Genomic DNA, 20,798 nt, shown 5'->3' with positions numbered 1-20,798 from the left:
ACCTAGTAGCAATTTTCGATTAACGGGTTACATTCTGCCGGATTTCCGACTTCATGAATAACCGGGTTGTTTCATATTCAATGTCCGCAATCATCTGCTCAAACATGTGGTAGCCGGCCGTCTGGTATTCAACCAGTGGGTTCAGCTGACCGTAACCACGGAGCCCTACTGATTGCCGGAACTGATCCATCACATCAATGTGGTCTGTCCAGTGGGAATCAACCACCCTTAGGAGAACGACCTTTTCAAATTCGAGCATTTGTGAAGGGTCATAAAGGATCTTCTTCTTTTCGTCATAGATCTTCTTGGCAAAGCCCATCAGGAAGTCAGTGATTTCTTCCTGGCTCTTCCCTTCCAAGTCCTTGACGGAAATGGTGTCCGGCTTAACAATTACTTCCTCGGCAAAGTCGATGATTCCTTGCAGGTCCCATTCCTTGCGGTCCCCCAGGGTATGTTGTTCCACTTCCCGTTGGATGGTCCGCTTAAAGATTGGCATCAGGACCCACTTCAAGGACTTGGTCTCAGTGATAACCTGCTGACGTTCCTTGTAGATGATTTCCCGTTGTTCACGCATTACATCATCATATTGCAGAACGTTCTTCCGGGAGTCGTAGTTGTTCCCTTCAACCCGCTTCTGGGCAGATTCAACCTGCCGGGTCAAGAAACGACTCTTAATCACTGCGTCGTCACCTTGGACCTTCATCCGGTCAAGAAAGACCTTGATCCGTTCACCACCGAACCGTTTCATCAGGTCATCTTCCAGTGACAAGTAGAATTGGGAAAGACCAGGGTCCCCCTGACGACCAGAACGGCCACGCAGCTGATTATCAATCCGCCGCGATTCGTGCCGTTCGGTCCCGATAACTGCCAGACCACCAAGCTCACGAACACCGGGGCCCAACTTAATATCAGTTCCCCGTCCGGCCATGTTCGTCGCGATGGTAACTGCACCCCGTTGACCGGCATTCTTAATGATCTCGGCTTCCTTAGCGTGGTTCTTCGCGTTTAAGACAACGTGGGGGATATGCTCTTGATCCAACAGGTGAGATAGGTATTCAGAAGTTTCAACCGCAACCGTCCCAACCAGGATTGGTTGCCCCTTTGCATGGAGGCTCTTAATCCGCTTAACAACCGCCGCAAACTTGCTTTGCAGGGTCGGGTAGAGGAGGTCCGGTTCATCCTTTCTGGCTACTGGCCGGTTCGTCGGAATGGTGATGGTTTCCATGTTGTAGATTTCACGGAATTCTTCCTGCTCAGTCTTCGCCGTCCCGGTCATCCCGGAAAGCTTATTGTACATCCGGAACAAGTTCTGGTAGGTAATGTTGGCCATGGTCTTGTTCTCTTCCTGAATCTTGACGCCTTCCTTGGCTTCAATTGCCTGGTGGAGGCCATCGGAGAACCGCCGGCCTTGCATAACCCGACCGGTGAAGGAATCAACGATCAGGACTTCACCATCGGAAACCACGTAGTCCTTGTCCAGGTGCATGATGTAGTTAGCACGCAGGGCCTGGTCAAGGTGGTGGGTCAAAGCGGTGTTCTCCGGATCATACAGGTTCTTCAGGTTGAAGTACTTTTCTGCCTTCTTGATCCCCTCATCCGTCAGGGAAACGGTCTTGGATTCCAGGTCCACTTTATAGTCGACTTCGTTCTTCAGCTGCTTAACGAAGCGGTCCGTTTGCTTGTAAAGCTTAGAAGTCCCCGTCCCCGGCCCAGAAATGATCAGTGGTGTCCGGGCTTCATCAATCAGAATCGAGTCCACTTCGTCGACGATGGCGTAGTTTAGTCCCCGCTGAACCTGGTCCTCTTTGTATACCGCCATGTTGTCACGGAGGTAGTCGAACCCGATTTCACTGTTGGTCGAGTACATGATATCTGCCTGGTAGGCTTTCCGCTTCTCGTCCGGGCTCATCTCAGAGTTGTTGATACCAACGCTGCAGCCCAGCCAGTTGTAAAGCTGCCCCATTTCAGTTGCGTCACGCTTGGAAAGGTATTCGTTAACCGTAATAACGTGAACACCCTTCCCGGAGATTGCGTTAAGGTAAACGGGCATTGTGGCGGTCAGGGTCTTCCCTTCACCGGTCTTCATTTCCGCAATGTTACCTTCGTGGAGGACGATTCCCCCCATGATCTGAACGTGGAATGGGTAAAGGCCGAGGACCCGCTTAGCCCCTTCTCTGGCAACCGCGAATGCTTCAGGAAGCATCTTATCCAGCGATTCACCCTTTTGATAGCGTTGACGGAATTCGTCTGTCTTTGCTTTTAATTGATCATCGCTCAAGTCAGCCATCGGTTTTGCATAGGCTTCGACTTTATTTGCGATTTTATTAATCCGCCGTAATTCACGGCGATCGCTTTCAATCCATTTTTTTAAAATGTTGGCCATAAAAGCGTCCTTCCTAATTTATTTGGCTTGTTAGGTATGAAAAATACGCTACTCAAGCCAATTATATTTTTAATTCTAACTGTAATATTTTAACACGTTGCAGGAGGATTGAAAACCAAATCAAATCGATGTCAACAATGTTTCCAAATTGCATCCCCGGTAAACAAAATAGACCCCGGCAATTGGGAAACTCTCCCCCACCGGAGTCTATCTGTAGTGAGATTAAACTCACCGATCAAGCGGTTTATTCAGCTTCGATTAAGCCGTAACGGCCATCACGACGCCGATAAACAATGCTGGTTCCATCAGTTTCTGCGTCTTGGAATACAAAGAAGTCATGACCTAACATGTCCATTTGCAGGACAGCTTCTTCAGGATCCATTGGTTTCAGTGAAACCTGCTTTGTCCGCACAATCTTTAATTCATCGCCATTGGCTGCTTCATCGTCAGATGGCACAAATTCAAGGTTCTTAAATCCTTTTTCACGGGACTTGCGGTTAACCTTGGTCTTGTACTTACGAATTTGACGTTCCAACTTATCAGTAACCAGGTCAACACTTCCATACATGTCGTTAGAAGTTTCTTCAGCCCGTAAAGTTAAGTATGGTAATGGGATAGTAACCTCAACCTTGTAAGTACGGTTAGGATAAACCTTCAAGTTCACGTGGGCGGTAGCTTCAACACTATCCTCAAAGAATTTTTGAAGCTTGGTAATCCGCTTTACAACATAGTCACGGATTGCATCAGTAACTTCGACATTTTCACCACGAATATTGAACTTTAACATTGTACTTCTCTCCTTTCAGTCCAAGCAATCGCTTGATCTGATATCAGAAGGACCACTCTTCTCATATCCTACTTTTATTATAGTGTACTTGTGATTAATTAACAAATTTATTCACAAATCCTTTAAAAGAATTTAACGCGCTAAAGAAATACTTATAACCTCCCGGGCACCGGCCTTGTGAATTAACGCGGCGGCATGGTAGAGGGTCCGCCCCGTCGTGTAAACATCATCGACAAGGAGAACCGTTTGACCGACCAACTGGTAGTTACTTGCTAGGCGAAACGGCTGCTTAGTTGCTAACCGCTCCTGGCGAGTTTTCTTTGACTGCGCTTGCTTGCTTTTCTGGCGGGTATGCAAGCATTCAGTGATCTTTACCCCCGTTAGTAAGCCACCCACCTGGTTAAAGCCACGCGTTTTCATCGTAGTCGGCGTCACCGGGATTGGCACTACCCGGTCGGCTTTAGCGGCCTGAATTGCCTGCACAAACTCATCATGGAAAACGTGGCGCATCATGTAGTCCCCATTGAATTTGTACTGTTGCATAAACGCCTTCATTGCGTCGTTATAGCGATAAAGTGCTCGGTGACGGAGGTGCCAACCATACTTTTCTTGCCAAGCCCGGCACTCTGCGCAGAGTATGGGTACCTCCTGGGGCCGACTACAACCGGGGCACCGCCCGGTCCCAATTTTGGCAAAGCCCTGCTGACACTGCGGGCAAATAACCGGAAAGCTGATTTTGTCCGGCCAGAGGAGGTCCTTGATTGTTAAGCGGTAAGTCAGCGCTTTTTTACAGATGAGACACTTCACTTTGGCAATCCCGCCCCTTCCTGTTCATCGAGTTAATTTGCCTGACGGCCTGCTGTACGTTCTTACGGTGGGCACTAACCCAGAAGCCAACGTGACCCGTGGGGCGTTTAGCGGAGCGGCCGGCCCGGCCCGCAATTTGTACCAGTGCTGCGGTAGAAAAGATTTCATCATCCGCCCCCAGAACCAGGACATCAATCTCCGGAAAGGTGACCCCCCGTTCCAGGATGGACGTCGTAATTAAGAAGGTGTACTGGTGATCCCGCATCCCCTGAACCTTGCTCAAGCGATGAGGATCGCTTGCGTGAACGGTCGTAAACTTTAACCCCGCAAGTGACCGCCGGCAGGCCGCCGCAACAGAGGCTAAGTCATCAACGTGGGGGACAAACAGGAGGAAGCGATGTTTATTAGCCACCGCTAACCGCATTCGGCGCAACAGACTTGCCGGCAATGTTCCCCTTTTGATCTGGTGCCGCCACCGGGGAGCTAAGTAGCGGTGAATGGTGGGCAGTAAGGCCCCGTGATAACGCAAAGGTAAGTAAGTAACCGCTAGTTGCTGGCGGCGAACCTGCTTAATCATCCCCGTGCTCGGGGTTGCCGTCAAATACAAAATTCCCCCATTTTTCTTAACTGCCTGCCGACTGGCAAAAAACAAGGCCGGGCTAGCAGCAAAGGGAAAAGCATCCACCTCGTCGATAATCAGGTTGTCGAATGCGTGGTAGAAGCGTAACAACTGGTGGGTCGTGCAAATCGTCAGCTGGGCATAGTGGTACGGCAACTCCTGATGGGCGTGCAGAATCGCCATGTCCGTATTAACAAAGGCCACCTGGAGGCGCGGATAAAGTTCCAAACAAACGTCTACCCGGGGTGAGGCAATCGCAATTCGTTCCCGTCGTGCCAGACAGGCCGCCAGTCCTTTGAACATCATTTCGGTTTTACCGGCCCCCGTCACTGCCCACAATAGCTGTCGCTGGTGGTCCTTCATCCGTGACGCCACCTGCTTCGCTGCCCTTTCCTGAAGTGGCGATAACTGGCCGTGCCAGCTTAAGACGGGCTTCTTAACCGTAAATTGATTTGGTTCAGGAACATGATAAAATTTATCTAGTGTTGACACCCGTCCTAAATTAATGCAGTGGGGACAATAATACTCGCCATTAGGCAGTGCCGCCAACCGTTTGGACGTTTCGGTATTGCACCGGTAGCAGCGAATGGTCTGGGCATGAACCGCGATTGTCGGTAAGACCTTAATTGCCGGATCAGCCTGCTGTTGCTGGTCAACCCAGTTCACCAAGACCCGGCGGCCGTAATAATTACTCTTATCCATTTAACCCCCTCCACTTATTAATTACGTTAACAAAATAATCATGCACGAAAGAAGAGCAAGCAAATTATGAATGAACCATTTTTGACCATTGCCAAAGACACCGCTTTTGAGCTGGTAATTAAAAAGTCCCGCTTCATCTGCTCACTGAAGCGGGTTAATAGTGAACCTGCTGCTCAAGAGTTTATTAAGGAAATCCAAGCGCAAAATAAAAAGGCGAACCATAACTGTTTCGCCTATATGATTGGTGATAATGACCAGGTCCAGCGGGAGAGTGACAACGGCGAACCCAGTGGCACAGCCGGGGTCCCCATCCTTGAATCCCTCCAGCTAGCCAAGTTACACAACGTTGTTGCCGTCGTTACCCGTTACTTTGGCGGAATCAAGTTAGGGGCTGGTGGCCTAATCCGGGCATACAGCAACGTCACGACAAAGGCTATCCACCAGGCGGGCCTCGTCCAGCGTATCCAGCAGGCAACGTTGAACATTACCGTTTCTTACCGCCAGCATGACCTCCTGCTTTATTATCTAAAAGAAAAGCAGCTTGAGATTGCTAACGAACAGTACGGGGCTAACGTTGTCACAAGCGTATTCGTCGATACGGATCAAGTAAAGGCCACTATTCAGGACCTAACGAACCGGTTTAACGACCAATTAGAAATCAGTGAGGGTGAGAAACGTTTCAACGAGCTCCCTTTTGAACCACAAAAATAAATTAAATCATAACCACCCGTCAAACGGGTGGTTTGCACATCGGCTATAAGCCGAAAAGAAAAGCCAGCGTCTCAAGGCGCTGGCTTTCGCTTTGCTCAAGCCAAAATGCTCTGACTACTTCGCTGCTACTTTAAGTAGCGTTTGTATTCCTTCACTTACCCTTAAAAGGGTCCGAATATTCAGCACTGGTTATTTTATCAACTACCATGTCATGCTTTTCTTGATCTCGAATATACTTTCTTATTGTGGCTTCATTCATGCCTACTGTGCTCACATAATATCCTTCTGCCCAGAAATGTCGATTCCCAAATTTATATTTTAAGTTTGCGTGGCGGTCAAACATCATCAAGGCACTTTTCCCTTTTAAATATCCCATAAACTGCGAAACACTTAGCTTGGGCGGAATACTCACTAATATGTGTACGTGATCTGGCATCATGTGACCTTCAATGATTTGCACTCCTTTATACTTGCACAGGAGTTTTATATAATCTCTAAGATCTCTGCGATATTGATTGTAAATTATTTTCCGTCTATACTTTGGAATGAATACGATATGGTACTTACATAACCATTTCGTATGGGCTAAGCTATTTAACTTATTAGCCATATTTATAAAACCTCTTTTCCCTTATTTGATTTTGGCTTGAACACCTACATCTTAAGGCAAAAGAGGCTTTTTTATATAATCTTTATTGCCCACCCGCATAGCAGGTGGTTTTTTGTTTCGCACACTCGCTTTGCTCGCGTACTCAACTAGGTCTAAAGACGTTAATCCAAAAAAGGATTGGCGAAATCTTCGCCAATCCTTTTCAAGCCAATACAACTTCTAAAATATCAAGAACAATGATGAAGGCAAGTAAACTACCCAACCCCCACAGCAGGTGGCGGGTATGGGGGTTACCTGCCTTAATTTTTTGCCAGTTAAAGCCCACGTATGCAGCCAGAATCAGCACACTGCCAATGATTCCGTACAGTCCGGAATGAAAGCCCCGGTTATCAATCGAATAGCTGGCGGTGAACACTAGTCCCAGCGCAAATGCAAGCCCAAATAACGTCTCTTTTATCTTCATGCTTGACCACCAACTATTCATGCAAGTGGTAGTTGTAACTAGCAACAATAATATTTTCCCGTGAATTCAGCACTGCCCGCAGACGAACACTGGTCTGGTTGTGCAGTGCCAGTTGCCATGGGTGCTTAGGGATAAACTGGGGAACCAGAACCGTGGTTGAATAGTTCCGGGCCTCCGCCCGCTTGGCAATGACATCAACAAACCGCAGTGTTGGTTTGGCAATCGACCGGTATGAGGAGTGGATATCCACGAAACGAACGTCGGGATATTCTGCCTTAAACTCATTGGCGGTCTTATGCTCCTTCCCCGGGTTCTCATCAAACGAGACGTGCATGGCAATAACATAGTCACCAATTGACCGGGCGTAGTTGATTGCCCCCCGGGTCACCCGGGTAACGTTACCGACCAGGACAATAACCGTGGCCCCATCATAATCGTGGAGCTGGACCTTCGTCTTTTCGGCCACCCGGAGTTGGGCGGCAACCTTAATGTAGTGCGAATGAATCCGGTGGAACATGTACAACAGCAATGGCATGATGATCAGGTAGGGCCATACGTTATTGAAGTGTTGCCAGAACAGGAAAGTCACCAGGCAGAAGGAAATTACGGCACCGACAAAGTTAATAAAGGCCTTTGCGGGCCAAATTCCTTGCCGGGTCCGGAACCAGTGAATAATCATCCCTGATTGCGACAGTGTGAATGGTACAAAGACCCCGACGGCATACAGGGGAATCAGGTTGTTCGTTTGCCCATGGAAAATCACAATTAGGATAATGGCCCCAATTGCCAGGGAAATAATCCCGTTAGAATAGCCGAGCCGATCCCCCCGGTCCATGAATGCATGGGGCATATACTTATCCTTGGCCATGTTGAAGGCCAGAATTGGGAAGGCAGAAAAACCAGTGTTAGCGGCAACTGCAAGGATCATCGCTGTTGACAGTTGCAGCAGGTAGAAGCCAAGACCATGACCCCCAAAGATTGTCAGGGCAATCTGCGAAAGGACGGTTGTCCGACCATTTGGGACGATCCCAATGAAGAAGCTGAAGAAGATAATAGCAGTGAAGAAGGTGGCCAGGATGGCACTCATAATTGCCAGGGTCGTTGCCGCGTTCTTCTCCTTCGGCTTATTAAAGTTTGGCACGGCATTACTTACCGCTTCCACCCCGGTCAGTGAGGATGAACCAGCCGAGAACGCCCGAATAAACAGGACGTATGACATTCCGGCAACCGGAGTTCCATAGTCTGCCGGTGCCTGGTAATGGATATGGCCAGTCATGATGTTATAAATACCGACTGCAATCATGATGAGGATCATGATTACGAAGAAGTAGACGGGCACCGTCAGGAAATTAGCACTTTCACTCATCCCCCGCAGGTTCATAAACATGATTAGCAAGACAATGATAATTGCGATGGGAATTGAGAACCGGTATAAGGCGGGGACGGCCGAGGTAATCGCCTCAACCCCAGAAGTCGTTGAAACCGCAACGGTCAACATGTAGTCAACCAGTAGTGATCCCCCGGCAAACACCCCCCCGTTGCTTCCCCAGTTTTCAGTGGCAACCACGTAGGCTCCACCACCACTTGGGTATGCATGGATAATTTGTTGGTATGACAAAGTAATGGCCAACAGTAAGACCAGCACGATTGCTGCAATGGGGATTGAGTACCACAGTGCCGCCGCCGATAGCGTGACCAAGACCGTTGTAATCTGTTCAGGACCATATGCAACTGACGAAATAGCATCTGACGAAAGCATTGCCAAAGCCTTAAACTTCGTAAGGTGCGTCTGACCCTCATCAAGGGTCTTTAACGGTTTCCCAATTAATACACGTTTAAGATAACGCCACATAGCTATCCTCCCTACACATATATTTTTACTTCAATATTATTAATCCTTATGACTGAACAATGTTACAACTAATTATCCTACTTTGCAATTATCATTGCGACGATTATTTTTCTTTTTTTCGAAAAATTTCCCGGGAAATAAAAAAGGGGACCGGCAAAACAGTCCCCTTTTTTGATAGTTAAGTTTGTACTTACATCATAGCTGGACCTGGTTGTGCAGGTGCTTGTGGCTTGTCGTTTGCTTCTGGCTTGTCAGCAACGACGGCTTCCGTGGTCAGCAGGAGTGCGGATACAGAAGCGGCGTTTTGCAAGGCAGAACGAGTAACCATTGTTGGGTCAACGATTCCGGCCTTAACCATATCTTCGAACTTGCCATCAGCAGCGTTGTAACCAATACCGTCGTCTTGGTCCTTCAGTTCGTTTACAATAACAGAACCTTCAACCCCGGCATTTTCAGCGATTTGACGAACAGGTGCTTCCAAAGCAGAAGTTACGATCTTAACACCAGTTAATTCGTCACCAGTTGCGTCGATCTTTTCCAGAGCAGGAATGACGTTTACTAAGGCCGTACCACCACCAGGAACGAATCCTTCTTCAACGGCAGCCCGGGTAGCGTTCAGGGCGTCTTCAACACGGTACTTCTTTTCCTTCAATTCAGTTTCAGTTGCGGCACCAACCTTAACAACGGCAACACCACCGGAAAGCTTTGCCAAACGTTCTTGAAGCTTGTCCTTGTCAAAGTCAGAAGTAGTCTTGGCAATGGCTTGCTTGATTTGGTCAACCCGTTCAGCAATGGCTTCCTTAGCGCCGGCACCATCAACAATAGTAGTGGCGTCCTTAGTAACCGTAACTTTGTTAGCTTGACCTAATTGATCAATCGTAACATCCTTCAGGTTCATGCCCAGGTCATCGGAAATGACAGTACCACCGGTCAATACGGCGATATCTTGTAATTGAGCCTTCCGCCGGTCACCAAAGCCAGGAGCCTTAACAGCACATACGTTGAAGGTTCCACGAATCTTGTTCAGAACAAGGGTTGGCAGAGCTTCACCGGTAATGTCATCGGCAATAATCAACAGTGCCCGACCTTGTTGAACAACACTTTGCAGTAATGGCAAGATGTCTTGAATGTTGCTGATCTTCTTTTCAGTGATCAGGATGTATGGGTTGTCCAAGTCGGCTTCCATCTTGTCGTTGTCGGTTACCATGTATTGAGACATGTAACCACGATCGAAGCTCATCCCTTCAACAACGTTAACACTCGTGTCAACACCACGGGAGTCTTCAATAGTGATAACACCATCGTGACCAACCTTTTCCATAGCATCGGCAATCAGCTTACCAACTTCAGGGTTAGCAGCTGAAATGGAAGCAATTTGTTCGATATCACTCTTGGTCTTAACGTCGTGTGACATCTTCTTCAATGCTTCAACAGCAACTGCCGTAGCCTTTTCAATTCCCCGACGAATGCCAACTGGGTTAGCACCAGAAGTAACGTTCTTCATTCCGGCGTTAACGATTGCTTGGGTCAAAACAGTAGCAGTGGTGGTCCCATCACCAGCAATGTCATTAGTCTTGGAAGCAACTTCGGCAACCAACTTAGCACCCATGTTTTCAAATGGGTCTTCTAATTCGATGTCCTTGGCAATCGTAACACCATCGTTAGTAATGTTTGGGTTACCGTACTTTTGACCTAAAACAACGTTCCGACCCTTTGGACCCATGGTGGTCTTAACAGTGTCAGCTAACTTATCAACACCGGCAAGCATTGCGCTCCGTGCGTCTTCAGCAAATTTAATATCTTTTGCCATTAATTGTCACCTCAAAAAATAGAATAGATTTTATTTAAGCGATTATATTATGATTCAACAACTAGTCGAGAACTGCGACTAAGTCCTTTTCGTGAACAACCAGGTACTTTTCACCGTCGTATTCAACTTCATTGCCGGCATACTTGTCAAACAATACCCGGTCGCCTTCCTTAACAGCTGGAGCAAGCTTTTGTCCATTGTCGAGGGTCCGACCTTCGCCAACAGCAATAACCTTACCAGTAGTTGGCTTTTCCTTTACGTTGGAAGCAAGGACAATTCCGCCAACTGTCTTTTCTTCTTCAGTTTCAGCTTTAAGAACAACGCGATCTCCTAATGGTTTTAACACGTTAATCCCTCCATCTTGTTAATTTAGTATTTGCTTTTAGCACTCTAACTTGTTAAGTGCTAACCACAATTTCTACTATACCATCTTTCTTTCAAAAAGCAATAATAAAGTTTGACTAATTTTGACTTTTAACTTTGTCCCCAAAATAAAAAGAGCCCTGGCACCCAGCAAATACTGGCTACTAGCGCTCTTCTAAGTTAGGAAGGACAAACAAGGGTCCGTCGGCTTCCTAGTCGTTGTCATTAGAGTAGTTCTTAATAAAGTAGATTAAGGTTTGGAGTTCGTTTGTCAGATCAATGTTTTGAACTTGGACACCCTTCGGCACGGACAGGCGAACAGGTGAGAAGTTCAGGATTCCCTTTACCCCAGCATCAACCAGCTGGTCGGTAACGTCCTGGGCCTTGTCCCCTGGTACGGTCAGAATAACAATATCAATCTGCTGTTCCTGGAGCTGCTTTTTAATGTCGCTAGCCGGGTATACCGGGATTCCACTCTTGATCTTATTTGCCAGTTCCGGCTTGTTGTCGAAAGCCGCACTGATCCGCAGGTTAGTGTCTTGGTGGAAGTTGAAGTTCAGTAAGGCACTTCCTAAGCTGCCGACCCCAACCAGGGCAACACTGACCAGGGAGTCCTGGTGCAAGATTCCCTTAAAGAACTTCAAAAGGCTGGCAACGTCATAACCGTAGCCCCGCTTTCCGAGTTCCCCAAAGTAAGAGAAGTCCCGCCGAATGGTTGCAGAATCAACTTGAACGGCCTCTGATAATTCAGTCGAAGAAACCCGTTCCTTCTTTGCGTTTAGTAGTATCGTCAAATAACGATAGTAAATTGGTAAGCGCCGTGCTGTTGCGCGTGGTATTTTTTTGGTAGCCATCTTTGTCCCCCTGTTTCTTTACTCCAACCATTATTATTCTCCCGGCCAATCGCCGGATTCTTAGGATTTTTGACTGGTTGGGTGCACTTGTGAAATTCATTTCCTAATTATTCTAGCAATTTTCATCAATTTTGTGAAGCGTTATACAAAACAATTTTACCTTTTTAACTAAATTGAAATGAAATCTGCTAAAATAAACACTGTTATCATATGATTTAGCGAGGTTTCAAAATGATTCTTTTGCAAGCAAATGATGTTATGCGTCGTTTCGGCGCAGACGTATTATTTCATAATATTAACCTGCAAGTCCAGGACCACGGGCGGACTGCCTTAGTGGGTCGCAATGGTGCAGGAAAAACGACCCTCTTAAAAATGATTGCCGGAGTTACCACTCCCGACGAGGGGACCATCAGTAAAGTCAAAAACTTAAGCATCGGCTACTTGGCCCAGGACCAGGGACTTGATAGTCAAAACTCAATTTGGGCAGAACTGGATACCGTCTTTGCCCCCCTCCACGAGCAGGAAAAGGAGATTCGTCAGTTGGAGGAACAACTGGCAAACCTTGATACCACCAGTTCCCAATACCAACAAGTCATGACTACCTATGACCGCCTGCAAACTAACTACAAGAAGGAGGGCGGCTTTGAATATGAGTCCCGGATGCGGGGAATCCTGACGGGCTTTGGTTTCGGCGAGCAGTATTACGATACGCCCGTCAATGCCCTCTCCGGTGGTCAGAAGACCAAGTTAGCACTGGCCAAGATCCTCCTTCAGGCCCCTGACCTGCTGATCCTTGACGAACCGACCAACCACCTGGACATGAACGTCTTGGCCTGGTTGGAAGACTACCTGAAGAGTTACCAAGGGGCCCTACTGGTCGTCTCTCACGACCGTTATTTCTTGGACCACGTAGTTAAGGACGTCTACGACCTGGATAACCGGACACTGGTTCATTACACCGGTAACTATACCCAGTTTGCCCACCACAAGCAGGAACGATTGAAGGCAGAATGGAAGCACTACGACCAGCAGCAGAAGAAAATTGCCAAGCTGGAAGACTTTGTCAACCGCAACATCGTCCGTGCTTCCACCACCAAGCAGGCCCAGGCCCGCCGAAAGCAACTTGAGAAGATGGACCGGCTTGAGCGGCCAAGCACTGATGATAAGTCCATCCACTTCCACTTTCACAGCGACAAGGCCAGTGGTAACGAAGTGCTAGATGTTGACCACCTGAAAGTCGGCTATGAAAACCAAGTCCTGGCCGGTCCCCTTTCCTTCGCGGTGCGGAAGCCCCAGCGGATTGGGATCATTGGCCCCAACGGGATTGGGAAGTCAACCCTCTTGAAGACCATCCTGCACCGCATTCCCGCCATCAGCGGGACCATTAAATTGGGTGCTAACCTTGACATCGGTTACTACGACCAGGAACAGCAGCAACTGCACGCCGATAAGACGGTTCTCAATGAGGTGTGGGACGATCATCCAGAGGTTCCCGAAAAGGATATCCGGTCCCTACTGGGCAGCTTCCTCTTTGTGGGGGACGATGTCTACAAAGTTGTCCACGACCTCTCCGGGGGTGAAAAGGCCCGGCTGGAATTGACCAAACTTTCCTTTAAGCCAATCAATTTCTTAATTCTTGATGAACCGACCAACCACCTGGATATTGACAGTCGGGAGGTGCTCGAAAGTGCCATCAACGAATTCACTGGTACAGTCCTCTTCGTTTCCCACGACCGGTACTTCATCAACCAAGTAGCTACCGATATTCTTGATATGCAAAAGGACGGCGTTACCCACTATGTCGGTAACTATGACGACTACCTTGCCCAGGGAGCTGCGGCGCCGACGCCAACAACGACAACTCCTGGTAGCGAAAAGAAGGCCAATGTCTCCAAGGGTAAGCAATCCTACAAGCAAAGCAAGGAACAGCAGCGGGCCCGGCGGAAATTGCAACGGGCCGTTGATAGTCTGGAGGACCAGATGGGCCAGCTTGAAGAGCAGCAACAGGCGATTGAGGAAAAGATGGCTCAACCGGAAATTGCCACCGACATAGGAAAGCTTACCGACCTCCAGAAGCAGCTCGACCAGCTGAAGGAAAAGTCAGACGAGGTTGAACTGGACTGGACGGAAGCCGCCGAGAAACTGGAAGAGTTTGATCAGCAAAATAAATAAGGCTATTACAAAAGGGAACTCTAGTGTTGTTCGGAAAATTCGAGCGCTAGCGTTCCCTTTTTAATATTACACAGCAATCCTGAAAAAGCAGCGACGTGTGCCCACTGCTTTTTCACTTCCTATTTACCTTTTTTAAAATAAATTCAACTTACCAATCCGGGCAACCGCTTCTTCCAGCCGTTCGGGTGCCATCAGCAGACCGATCCGGACATAGCCCTCACCGTGCTTTCCAAAGCCATTTCCTGGAGCGACGGCTACTCCCGCCTTCTCCAGCAGGAGGTCCGCGAATTGCTCACTGGTGTAGCCCTTAGGAACCGGCATCCACGCGTAGAAAGTCCCCCGCGGCACAAATGCCTGCCAGCCAATCTTCTTGGCCGCGTTCACGAAGGCGTTCCGCCGCTCTTCATAACGGTGGACAATCTGGGCAACCGCTTCGTCTCGTGCCGGATCCTTTAAGGCATCAATAGCCGCGTACTGCAAGGCCGGGAAGAGGCTGACGAAGAGGTGGTCCTGAATCAGGTTGAGGGCCCCAATAATATCGGCATTGCCGACCGCGAAGGCCACCCGCCAGCCAGCCATGTTAAAGGTCTTTGAGAATGTATAGAATTCAATCCCCACGTCCTTAGCCCCCGGCACCTGCATGAAGCTGAGCGGCGCCTTGCCGTCAAAGCCAATTGCCCCGTAGGCAAAGTCGCTGATGATACCCACATGGTACTTCTTGGCCCAGGCAATCAGCTCTTCGTAAAACTCACGAGTTGCGACTGCCCCCGTCGGATTGTTTGGGTAGTTTAGGTAGAAGAACTTGGCCTTCCGAGCGACCGCTTCTGGGATGGCTTTAAGGTCAGGAAGGTAGTTGTTTTCTTCCAAAAGGGGAACGGTAGTAAACTTCACGTCCCCCAGCGCTGCACCGGAGAAGTAATCCGGATAACCAGGATCCGGCAACAAGTAAGTGTCCCCCGGATTCATCAGTGCCCATGGTAGTTCTACCAGACCAATCTTTGAACCCCCGAAGATGGCAACCTCACTTTCCGGATCAAAGTGGGCGCCGTACTTTTCGGCATAAAAGTCAGCAGCCGCTTTCTTAAAGGCCGGCAAGCCTTGGAATGGTGAGTACTTATGGGTCTTGGGATCGGCAACCCACTTTTGGGTACTCTTGACGATGTAATCAGGCGTGGGTTTATCCGGGTTCCCCTGCCCCAGGTTAATCACGTCAACGCCCTCACTAATTTTTTGATTGACCTTGGCAACCAGGTTAGCGAAAAACTGTTTTGGTAATGTATCTAACAGGTGTGATTGTGCAAATTCCATAAGTTATCCCTCCTACTTGTATAGCTCCGGGCGGCGGTCAACAAAGACCGGAATCGGTCCCCGCACCTTCTGAAGCTGGTCCAGGTCAATTTCCGCCATGGTCAAACCATCTTTTTCACCAGCATCGACAATAATTTTTCCCAAGGGGTCAATTACCAGGGAGTGACCGTTAAAGTGGTTGTCGGGATCGTCCCCGACCCGGTTAACGGCCACAACGAAGGCCTGGTTTTCAACGGCCCGCGACTGGAGCATTATTTTCCACTGCTCAATTCGCTGGGCGGGCCATTCCGCAGGGAAATACAAGATGTCAGCACCATGCCGCGCGACTGTCCGGACCCATTCAGGAAAGCGAAGGTCATAGCAAATAAAACTGGCGCTGGGCACCCCGGCCAAGCGGAAATAGTTTTCCTGGTCACCAGCGGTCAGGTACTTGTGCTCATTCATTAGGCGGAAGAGGTGGACCTTGTCATAGCGCCCCACGACCTGGCCAACGGGGTCGACTACCAGGGTGCGGTTGAAGAAGTGGTCACCCTCCTTAACCGCAACGGAGCCACCAACAATCCCGACCTGGTATTGCCGGGCGAGTTTATAGAATAATTGCTCAGTTTCCTGGCCCTGGTCGTCAGCAAGTTCATTCAGTTGGTCGAGTGCGTAACCAGTGTTCCACATTTCGGGGAACACCACCACGTCCGCCGCTTCCTTTGCCGCGGCTGCGGTTAACTCCGCAACCCGTTCACGGTTCTTTTGGGGTGCCGCAAAGGAAATATTAAACTGGGCCAATGCAACTTTGACTTTCATTTTGTCACCTCATTTTATTGCTATCAGTGTGAAAAGCGGCCGGTCAATTACCCGCCGCTTCTCCTTTATCACTTAGCTCCTTCCTGTAATCATTAAGTGCATTCTAATTATTTTCTAATCAATTGTCAACCAATTACTAATGATTCCCGTCCCCGCCATTTTAAGTTACAATAGGAAGTAACTAATCAAGGAGGCGTGGGAAATGAAAATCGCTATTATTGGTGTTGGTAACATGGGCTCAGCAATCATCCGTGGACTGGTCAACCAACACCAGGACACCATTGTTGCAATGAATCCGGAAAATCCCCGGGTAAGTAGTCTGGCAAAGGAACTGGGCTTCAAACTCTTCAACCAGTATGACCAGCTGGTGGCTGCCCAGCCAGACATTGTTATTCTGACCACTCCGGCCCCGGTCACAACCAAGGTTGCTGCCGAATTGACCGGCCTTAAGCCAACGACAATCGTCATTTCTTCCGCGGCGGGTGTTAAACTCGCCGACCTAGCCAAGGTCCTACCCAACCGGTCCTTAGCAGCAATCATTCCAAACACCCCAGTTGCCGTTAACGCCGGCGCAATTGGCTTGGCTTACGGTCAAGACCTTTCTGCAGACGTTAAGAAACGGATTCAAAAAGCACTCGGCCAGCTTGGTGACCTAATCGTTGTTCCCGAAGACCAGTTGGACATCGTCGGGGTGGTTGGTGGCTGTGGTCCGGCCTTTGTCGACGTCTTCATGGACGCAATGAGCGATGCAGCCGTTAAGTATGGTCTGAGTCGGCAAACCGCTTACCAGCTCGTTGCCAGCATGGTAAAGGGGAGTGGAAAACTCGCCGCCGATAGCAAGCAAGCGCCGGCCTTACTACGTGACCAAGTAACCTCCCCTGGCGGCACCACCATCCGGGGCGTTGAGGCCCTTGAGAAGGCTGGTTTTCGCTACGCCGTAATCGATGCGGTTAATAAGGCTAACGGATAAATATTTTGGCGTCCATCAACTCTAAACGATGAATAATGGAGTTCTACCAAAATTAAAAGGAGTCTAAGCAGCGTCACGTGCGCCTTTGCTTAGACTCCTTTTTTATCAAATTGATTTTACTTCATCCGGTCAAACATCAGGCCCGGCACCGCATTGAGGTCCCAACCGGCTCGGTCGCCATGCAGGTAGTTGATATAACCAGCGGCGCCAATCATTGCCGCGTTATCACCGCACAGCTTTAGTGGTGCCTGGAGCATTGAAACATCCGGGTGGAACTTCTTCATGTCATGGTCCAGGCGGGTCCGCAGGCCGTGATTAGCGGCCACCCCACCAGCCAAGATCAACTGCTTAACGGGGTAACGGTCCAGTGCCCGCATTGTCTTTTCCGCCAGAACATCAATCACGCTCTGTTGGAAGCTGGCCGCCAAGTCGTTCTTGTCAAGCTTTTCACCACGCTGGTCCGCATTGTGGACGGTGTTGATAAAGGCACTCTTCAGCCCACTGAAGCTAAAGTCATAGTTAGCTTCCTTTTCCATTGCCCGGGGAAAGTGGAAAGTATCCTGTCCCTGTCCGGCCCATTCGTCGATGGTCTTACCAGCCGGGTAGTTGACACCTAGCACCCGACCAATCTTATCATAGGCTTCGCCGGCCGCATCATCACGGGTTTCACCAATGATTTCGTATTCGTGTTCCCGGGGCATGTAGACCAGTTCCGTGTGCCCACCAGAAACCAGCAGGGCCATCTGGGGGTATTTGAATTCACCCACAAAGCGGGCAGCATAAAGGTGTCCCGCCATGTGGTTAACTGGAACCAGCGGTAAATGATGGGCCCAGGCCACGACCTTGGCTGCCGTCACACCGACCAGCAGTGAGCCCACCAAACCGGGACCATAGGTAACAGCAACCGCATCGAGGTCTTCGTAACTAACCCCGGCTTCTGCCAAAGACTGGTCAATACACCGGGTAATCCATTCAATATGGTGCCGGCTGGCCACCTCTGGCACCACCCCGCCGAAACGCTGGTGGCTATCAATTTGGGTTGCGACAATGTTGCTTAAAATTTTTGTCCCGTTTTCAATCACGGAAACACTCGTTTCGTCACAACTTGTTTCAAAGGCGAGAATTAAATTCCGCTCTGCCATACTATTTATTTTCCTCCTCTGCTCAATAAATCCGCTTGCATATCAACCGCGTCTTCATGGTTATCAACGTAATAGCGGTGCTTAATCCGGTGTTCGCGAAAGCCCAGCTGTTCATAGAGCTTACGGGCAACCAGGTTGTGAACCCGGACCTCCAGACTCAGCGACCGGAGCTGCAGGTAACGGGCATAAGCAATCGCTGTTCGCATCAAGTAGGTGCCGATACCATGCTGCTGGTAACCCGGGGTCACCCCGATATTGGTAATGTGGAGGTCCAGGTGGTACCAATCAACCGCCATCCCCATGAAAGCGATGATCTGCCCATCATTGACCACTGCCAGGTACAGGCGGTCGTGGGGGCGCTGAATTTCAAGTTGAAAAGCGGCATAGCTCCACGGGGCCTTCCCGTAAATCTGCTCCTCAATCTGGACTAGGGAGCTGATATCGCGGTCGTTGACTTGGCGAACCACGTACTGGTGTTTCCTGATCATAACGACCTGCCGGTCAAACTTTAATATTGGTTGCCGGCGGGCGTTCACCTTACAGTGATACCAGCTTTTAAACTTCTCGAACATAATTCTTTCTTGTTTCTCCCGGGTGTAGCTTCTGCCAGTTGGCCTCCGCCTCAGTTATCCGGAGGTAGTGGGGAACGAACGGGTCGATTTCCTTAACCGTTGGCAGGCCCTCCCCAGCCAACGCCAGCTGGTATGTCGACGGGATTCCGTATGGCCGGGGAGCAAGGGTGACGTTTTCTGGTAATTTCTCAAACTGGTCACTAATCCGCTTGGTCATGTGCCCTACCAGAATTACTGGCCGCTCAATCTTTGCCAGTTGGTCCAGCAAGGTCGTCATTGCCAGGTGCTGGTCTTCAATCTGGTTGGTAAGCTTTCCTTCTTCCCACTGGTAGGCCCCAGCAAAGACGTTGCCCCGCCGGGCATCAAAGAATGGTACAATGACCTGCTTACTGGTTGGCAAAACGTTGCGGGCAATTACTGCCAGACTGGAAACCCCTACTAAGTCCACGTCAATTGTGTCCGCAAGGGTCTTCGCCGTGGTTGCGGCGATCCGGATTCCAGTGTAGGAGCCGGGCCCCTGGGCAACAACGACCCGGTCAATGTCCGTTGGTGCCCACTTAACGAGCTTGAACAAGCGGTCAATTGTTGGCATCAAATAAATACTGTGGTTACGGACCATGTTCAAAGTGGTCGTTGCCAATAATTGATCATCTTCGACTAGGGCAACACTCATCGGATGGTTTGAGGTGTCGATGGCTAGTACTTTCATTTCAATCATCCTTTCAATCACTACCAATCTTATCACAACCGCCTGCTTTTTGCCTTGGAAAGCCAAAAATTGCCGGTAAGCACATTTGCGCTTTACCGGCAATTTGATTATTTATCTGTTTACTTTTCTAGTCGCGGTCATCATAGCCCTTTGGGTGGGTTGAGTGCCACTTCCAAGCGGTGGCAATGATGTCGTGAACATCATCGTACTTTGGCTTCCAGCCGAGGATTTCCCGCGCCTTGTCACTAGCAGCAACCAGTGAGTCGGGGTCGCCGGGACGCCGTGGGGCCATCTTGGCAGGAATTGGCTTACCAGTAACCTCACGAGCAGCTTCCAGCATTTGCTTGTTGGAGAAGCCAGTGGATGAACCAAGGTTAAAGGCGTTGCTCTTGTTCCCCGCTTCCAGGTACTTAATTGCCAGGATGTGGGCATCAGTCAGGTCCATAACATGAACGTAGTCACGAACGTTGGTGCCATCAGGGGTGTTGTAATCGTCACCAAAGATGCTCAATTCCTTCCGCTTTCCTTGAGCAACTTGCAGGATGATTGGTACCAGGTGGGTTTCTGGACCGTGGTCTTCACCGATCGTTCCATCCGGAGCTGCACCGGCAACGTTGAAGTAACGCAGGGCAACGAACTTGATGCCGTATGCCTTGTCAGCCCAGGCCATCATCTTTTCCATCATCAGCTTGCTCAGACCATACGGGTTGATTGGCTTTTGCGGGTCGGTTTCCTTGATTGGCATGTGTTCTGGCACACCATAGGTTGCAGCAGTTGAGCTGAAGACAATGTACTTGATTCCGTGGTCGTGCATTGCTTCCAGCAGGGTGATCATACCACCAGTATTGTTGTCGAAGTACTTCAGTGGCTTGCTCATTGATTCAGGAACAATTGAGAAGGCCGCAAAGTGAACAACCGCGGTGATGTCTTCGTTATCAAAGATCTTGTCCAAGAACTTCCGGTCCCGGATGTCCCCTTCGTAGAACTTGGCCTTCGGATTAATGGCCTTCCGGTGACCAGTTGAGAGGTTGTCAGCTACAACAACATCTTCACCATGTTCAACTAAATTTTTAACCATGTGGGAACCGATGTATCCAGCTCCACCAGCAACTAAAATTGCCATGTTGTCTCCTCCTTGTATCAACAACCGCCAGCAAATAATGGCG

The 20,798-nt window shown here is 49.3% G+C and carries 19 protein-coding genes; 3 read left to right on the top strand and 16 right to left on the bottom strand.

The features are described 5' to 3' along the window. Nucleotides 1-19: 19 nt before the first annotated feature. The 4 genes from secA to QOS01_RS01085 all read right to left on the bottom strand — a co-directional run bounded on the left by secA (nt 20) and on the right by QOS01_RS01085 (nt 5,298). Complete coding sequence (gene secA, locus QOS01_RS01100) at nt 20-2,383, bottom strand: preprotein translocase subunit SecA (protein ID WP_283620719.1); 2,364 nt, start codon at nt 2,381-2,383, stop codon at nt 20-22. 244 nt (nt 2,384-2,627) lie between these two features. Then, nucleotides 2,628-3,170 (bottom strand): ribosome hibernation-promoting factor, HPF/YfiA family, encoded by a 543-nt coding sequence (hpf, locus tag QOS01_RS01095; RefSeq protein ID WP_047769288.1) that lies wholly within the window; start codon nt 3,168-3,170, stop codon nt 2,628-2,630. A 132-nt stretch (nt 3,171-3,302) separates the two neighbouring features. After that, a complete protein-coding gene (locus tag QOS01_RS01090; protein ID WP_283620718.1) occupies nt 3,303-3,977 on the bottom strand; it encodes a ComF family protein in 675 nt (224 codons plus the stop codon). After that, nucleotides 3,958-5,298: a DEAD/DEAH box helicase gene (locus tag QOS01_RS01085; RefSeq protein WP_283620717.1), complete on the bottom strand. Its 1,341-nt coding sequence runs from the start codon at nt 5,296-5,298 to the stop codon at nt 3,958-3,960. Before QOS01_RS01085 ends, QOS01_RS01090 begins: the two co-directional genes overlap by 20 nt. 66 nt (nt 5,299-5,364) lie before the next feature. Here QOS01_RS01085 and QOS01_RS01080 point away from each other — a divergent pair, with 66 nt between their 5' ends. Continuing rightward, nucleotides 5,365-6,009 carry a YigZ family protein gene (locus QOS01_RS01080; protein ID WP_283620716.1) on the top strand — a complete coding sequence of 215 codons (645 nt, stop codon included), beginning with the start codon at nt 5,365-5,367 and terminating at the stop codon, nt 6,007-6,009. Nucleotides 6,010-6,160: 151 nt separating this feature from the next. Here the strand turns inward: QOS01_RS01080 and tnpA are convergent, their stop codons facing one another. The 6 genes from tnpA to QOS01_RS01050 all read right to left on the bottom strand — a co-directional run bounded on the left by tnpA (nt 6,161) and on the right by QOS01_RS01050 (nt 11,961). After that, nucleotides 6,161-6,619, bottom strand: a complete 459-nt coding sequence (gene tnpA / locus QOS01_RS01075) for an IS200/IS605 family transposase (RefSeq protein ID WP_283620715.1) — start codon at nt 6,617-6,619, stop codon at nt 6,161-6,163. A 202-nt stretch (nt 6,620-6,821) separates the two neighbouring features. Then, entirely contained in the window at nt 6,822-7,082 is a 261-nt protein-coding gene (locus QOS01_RS01070) for a hypothetical protein (RefSeq protein ID WP_283620714.1), read from the bottom strand. Nucleotides 7,083-7,095: 13 nt separating this feature from the next. Then, entirely contained in the window at nt 7,096-8,934 is a 1,839-nt protein-coding gene (locus QOS01_RS01065) for an APC family permease (RefSeq protein ID WP_283620713.1), read from the bottom strand. 190 nt (nt 8,935-9,124) lie between these two features. After that, a complete protein-coding gene (groL, locus tag QOS01_RS01060; protein ID WP_283620712.1) occupies nt 9,125-10,744 on the bottom strand; it encodes a chaperonin GroEL in 1,620 nt (539 codons plus the stop codon). 61 nt (nt 10,745-10,805) lie between these two features. Continuing rightward, nucleotides 10,806-11,090, bottom strand: coding sequence for a co-chaperone GroES (groES, locus tag QOS01_RS01055; protein WP_047769278.1), 285 nt, complete (start codon nt 11,088-11,090; stop codon nt 10,806-10,808). A 229-nt stretch (nt 11,091-11,319) separates the two neighbouring features. Next, nucleotides 11,320-11,961, bottom strand: a complete 642-nt coding sequence (locus QOS01_RS01050; protein WP_047769275.1) for a redox-sensing transcriptional repressor Rex — start codon at nt 11,959-11,961, stop codon at nt 11,320-11,322. Between the two features lie 231 nt (nt 11,962-12,192). On the opposite strand from QOS01_RS01050, the gene abc-f reads away from it, so the two are divergent. Beyond that, a complete protein-coding gene (gene abc-f / locus QOS01_RS01045) occupies nt 12,193-14,133 on the top strand; it encodes a ribosomal protection-like ABC-F family protein (protein WP_283620711.1) in 1,941 nt (646 codons plus the stop codon). Between the two features lie 132 nt (nt 14,134-14,265). Here abc-f and QOS01_RS01040 read toward each other — a convergent pair whose 3' ends face one another. Then, a complete protein-coding gene (locus tag QOS01_RS01040; RefSeq protein ID WP_283620710.1) occupies nt 14,266-15,441 on the bottom strand; it encodes a pyridoxal phosphate-dependent aminotransferase in 1,176 nt (391 codons plus the stop codon). Between the two features lie 12 nt (nt 15,442-15,453). Then, nucleotides 15,454-16,239 carry a carbon-nitrogen family hydrolase gene (locus QOS01_RS01035; protein ID WP_283620709.1) on the bottom strand — a complete coding sequence of 262 codons (786 nt, stop codon included), beginning with the start codon at nt 16,237-16,239 and terminating at the stop codon, nt 15,454-15,456. 184 nt (nt 16,240-16,423) lie between these two features. Here QOS01_RS01035 and proC point away from each other — a divergent pair, with 184 nt between their 5' ends. Continuing rightward, on the top strand, nt 16,424-17,209 hold the full coding sequence (gene proC, locus QOS01_RS01030) for a pyrroline-5-carboxylate reductase (RefSeq protein ID WP_283620809.1): 786 nt from the start codon (nt 16,424-16,426) through the stop codon (nt 17,207-17,209). A 116-nt stretch (nt 17,210-17,325) separates the two neighbouring features. Here proC and tsaD read toward each other — a convergent pair whose 3' ends face one another. From tsaD to galE, 4 genes are all read right to left on the bottom strand, one after another. After that, a complete protein-coding gene (gene tsaD / locus QOS01_RS01025) occupies nt 17,326-18,351 on the bottom strand; it encodes a tRNA (adenosine(37)-N6)-threonylcarbamoyltransferase complex transferase subunit TsaD (protein WP_283620708.1) in 1,026 nt (341 codons plus the stop codon). 5 nt (nt 18,352-18,356) lie between these two features. Further along, a complete protein-coding gene (gene rimI, locus QOS01_RS01020; protein WP_283620707.1) occupies nt 18,357-18,923 on the bottom strand; it encodes a ribosomal protein S18-alanine N-acetyltransferase in 567 nt (188 codons plus the stop codon). Continuing rightward, on the bottom strand, nt 18,907-19,632 hold the full coding sequence (tsaB, locus tag QOS01_RS01015) for a tRNA (adenosine(37)-N6)-threonylcarbamoyltransferase complex dimerization subunit type 1 TsaB (protein ID WP_283620706.1): 726 nt from the start codon (nt 19,630-19,632) through the stop codon (nt 18,907-18,909). Before tsaB ends, rimI begins: the two co-directional genes overlap by 17 nt. Nucleotides 19,633-19,759: 127 nt before the next feature. Further along, nucleotides 19,760-20,755 (bottom strand): UDP-glucose 4-epimerase GalE, encoded by a 996-nt coding sequence (gene galE, locus QOS01_RS01010; protein WP_222259037.1) that lies wholly within the window; start codon nt 20,753-20,755, stop codon nt 19,760-19,762. Nucleotides 20,756-20,798: the final 43 nt, after the last annotated feature.

Source organism: Limosilactobacillus avium (assembly GCF_947381485.1).
Classification (GTDB): domain Bacteria; phylum Bacillota; class Bacilli; order Lactobacillales; family Lactobacillaceae; genus Limosilactobacillus; species Limosilactobacillus avium.
This window is presented reverse-complemented; position numbering and strand designations above follow the sequence as displayed.

Coding starts and splice junctions, on each gene's coding strand:
- secA (WP_283620719.1), bottom strand. CDS start 2,383: ATGGCCAACATTTTAAAAAAATGGATTGAAAGCGATCGCCGTGAATTA.
- hpf (WP_047769288.1), bottom strand. CDS start 3,170: ATGTTAAAGTTCAATATTCGTGGTGAAAATGTCGAAGTTACTGATGCA.
- QOS01_RS01085 (WP_283620717.1), bottom strand. CDS start 5,298: ATGGATAAGAGTAATTATTACGGCCGCCGGGTCTTGGTGAACTGGGTT.
- QOS01_RS01080 (WP_283620716.1), top strand. CDS start 5,365: ATGAATGAACCATTTTTGACCATTGCCAAAGACACCGCTTTTGAGCTG.
- tnpA (WP_283620715.1), bottom strand. CDS start 6,619: ATGGCTAATAAGTTAAATAGCTTAGCCCATACGAAATGGTTATGTAAG.
- QOS01_RS01070 (WP_283620714.1), bottom strand. CDS start 7,082: ATGAAGATAAAAGAGACGTTATTTGGGCTTGCATTTGCGCTGGGACTA.
- QOS01_RS01065 (WP_283620713.1), bottom strand. CDS start 8,934: ATGTGGCGTTATCTTAAACGTGTATTAATTGGGAAACCGTTAAAGACC.
- groL (WP_283620712.1), bottom strand. CDS start 10,744: ATGGCAAAAGATATTAAATTTGCTGAAGACGCACGGAGCGCAATGCTT.
- QOS01_RS01050 (WP_047769275.1), bottom strand. CDS start 11,961: ATGGCTACCAAAAAAATACCACGCGCAACAGCACGGCGCTTACCAATT.
- abc-f (WP_283620711.1), top strand. CDS start 12,193: ATGATTCTTTTGCAAGCAAATGATGTTATGCGTCGTTTCGGCGCAGAC.
- QOS01_RS01040 (WP_283620710.1), bottom strand. CDS start 15,441: ATGGAATTTGCACAATCACACCTGTTAGATACATTACCAAAACAGTTT.
- QOS01_RS01035 (WP_283620709.1), bottom strand. CDS start 16,239: ATGAAAGTCAAAGTTGCATTGGCCCAGTTTAATATTTCCTTTGCGGCA.
- tsaD (WP_283620708.1), bottom strand. CDS start 18,351: ATGGCAGAGCGGAATTTAATTCTCGCCTTTGAAACAAGTTGTGACGAA.
- rimI (WP_283620707.1), bottom strand. CDS start 18,923: ATGTTCGAGAAGTTTAAAAGCTGGTATCACTGTAAGGTGAACGCCCGC.
- tsaB (WP_283620706.1), bottom strand. CDS start 19,632: ATGAAAGTACTAGCCATCGACACCTCAAACCATCCGATGAGTGTTGCC.
- galE (WP_222259037.1), bottom strand. CDS start 20,755: ATGGCAATTTTAGTTGCTGGTGGAGCTGGATACATCGGTTCCCACATG.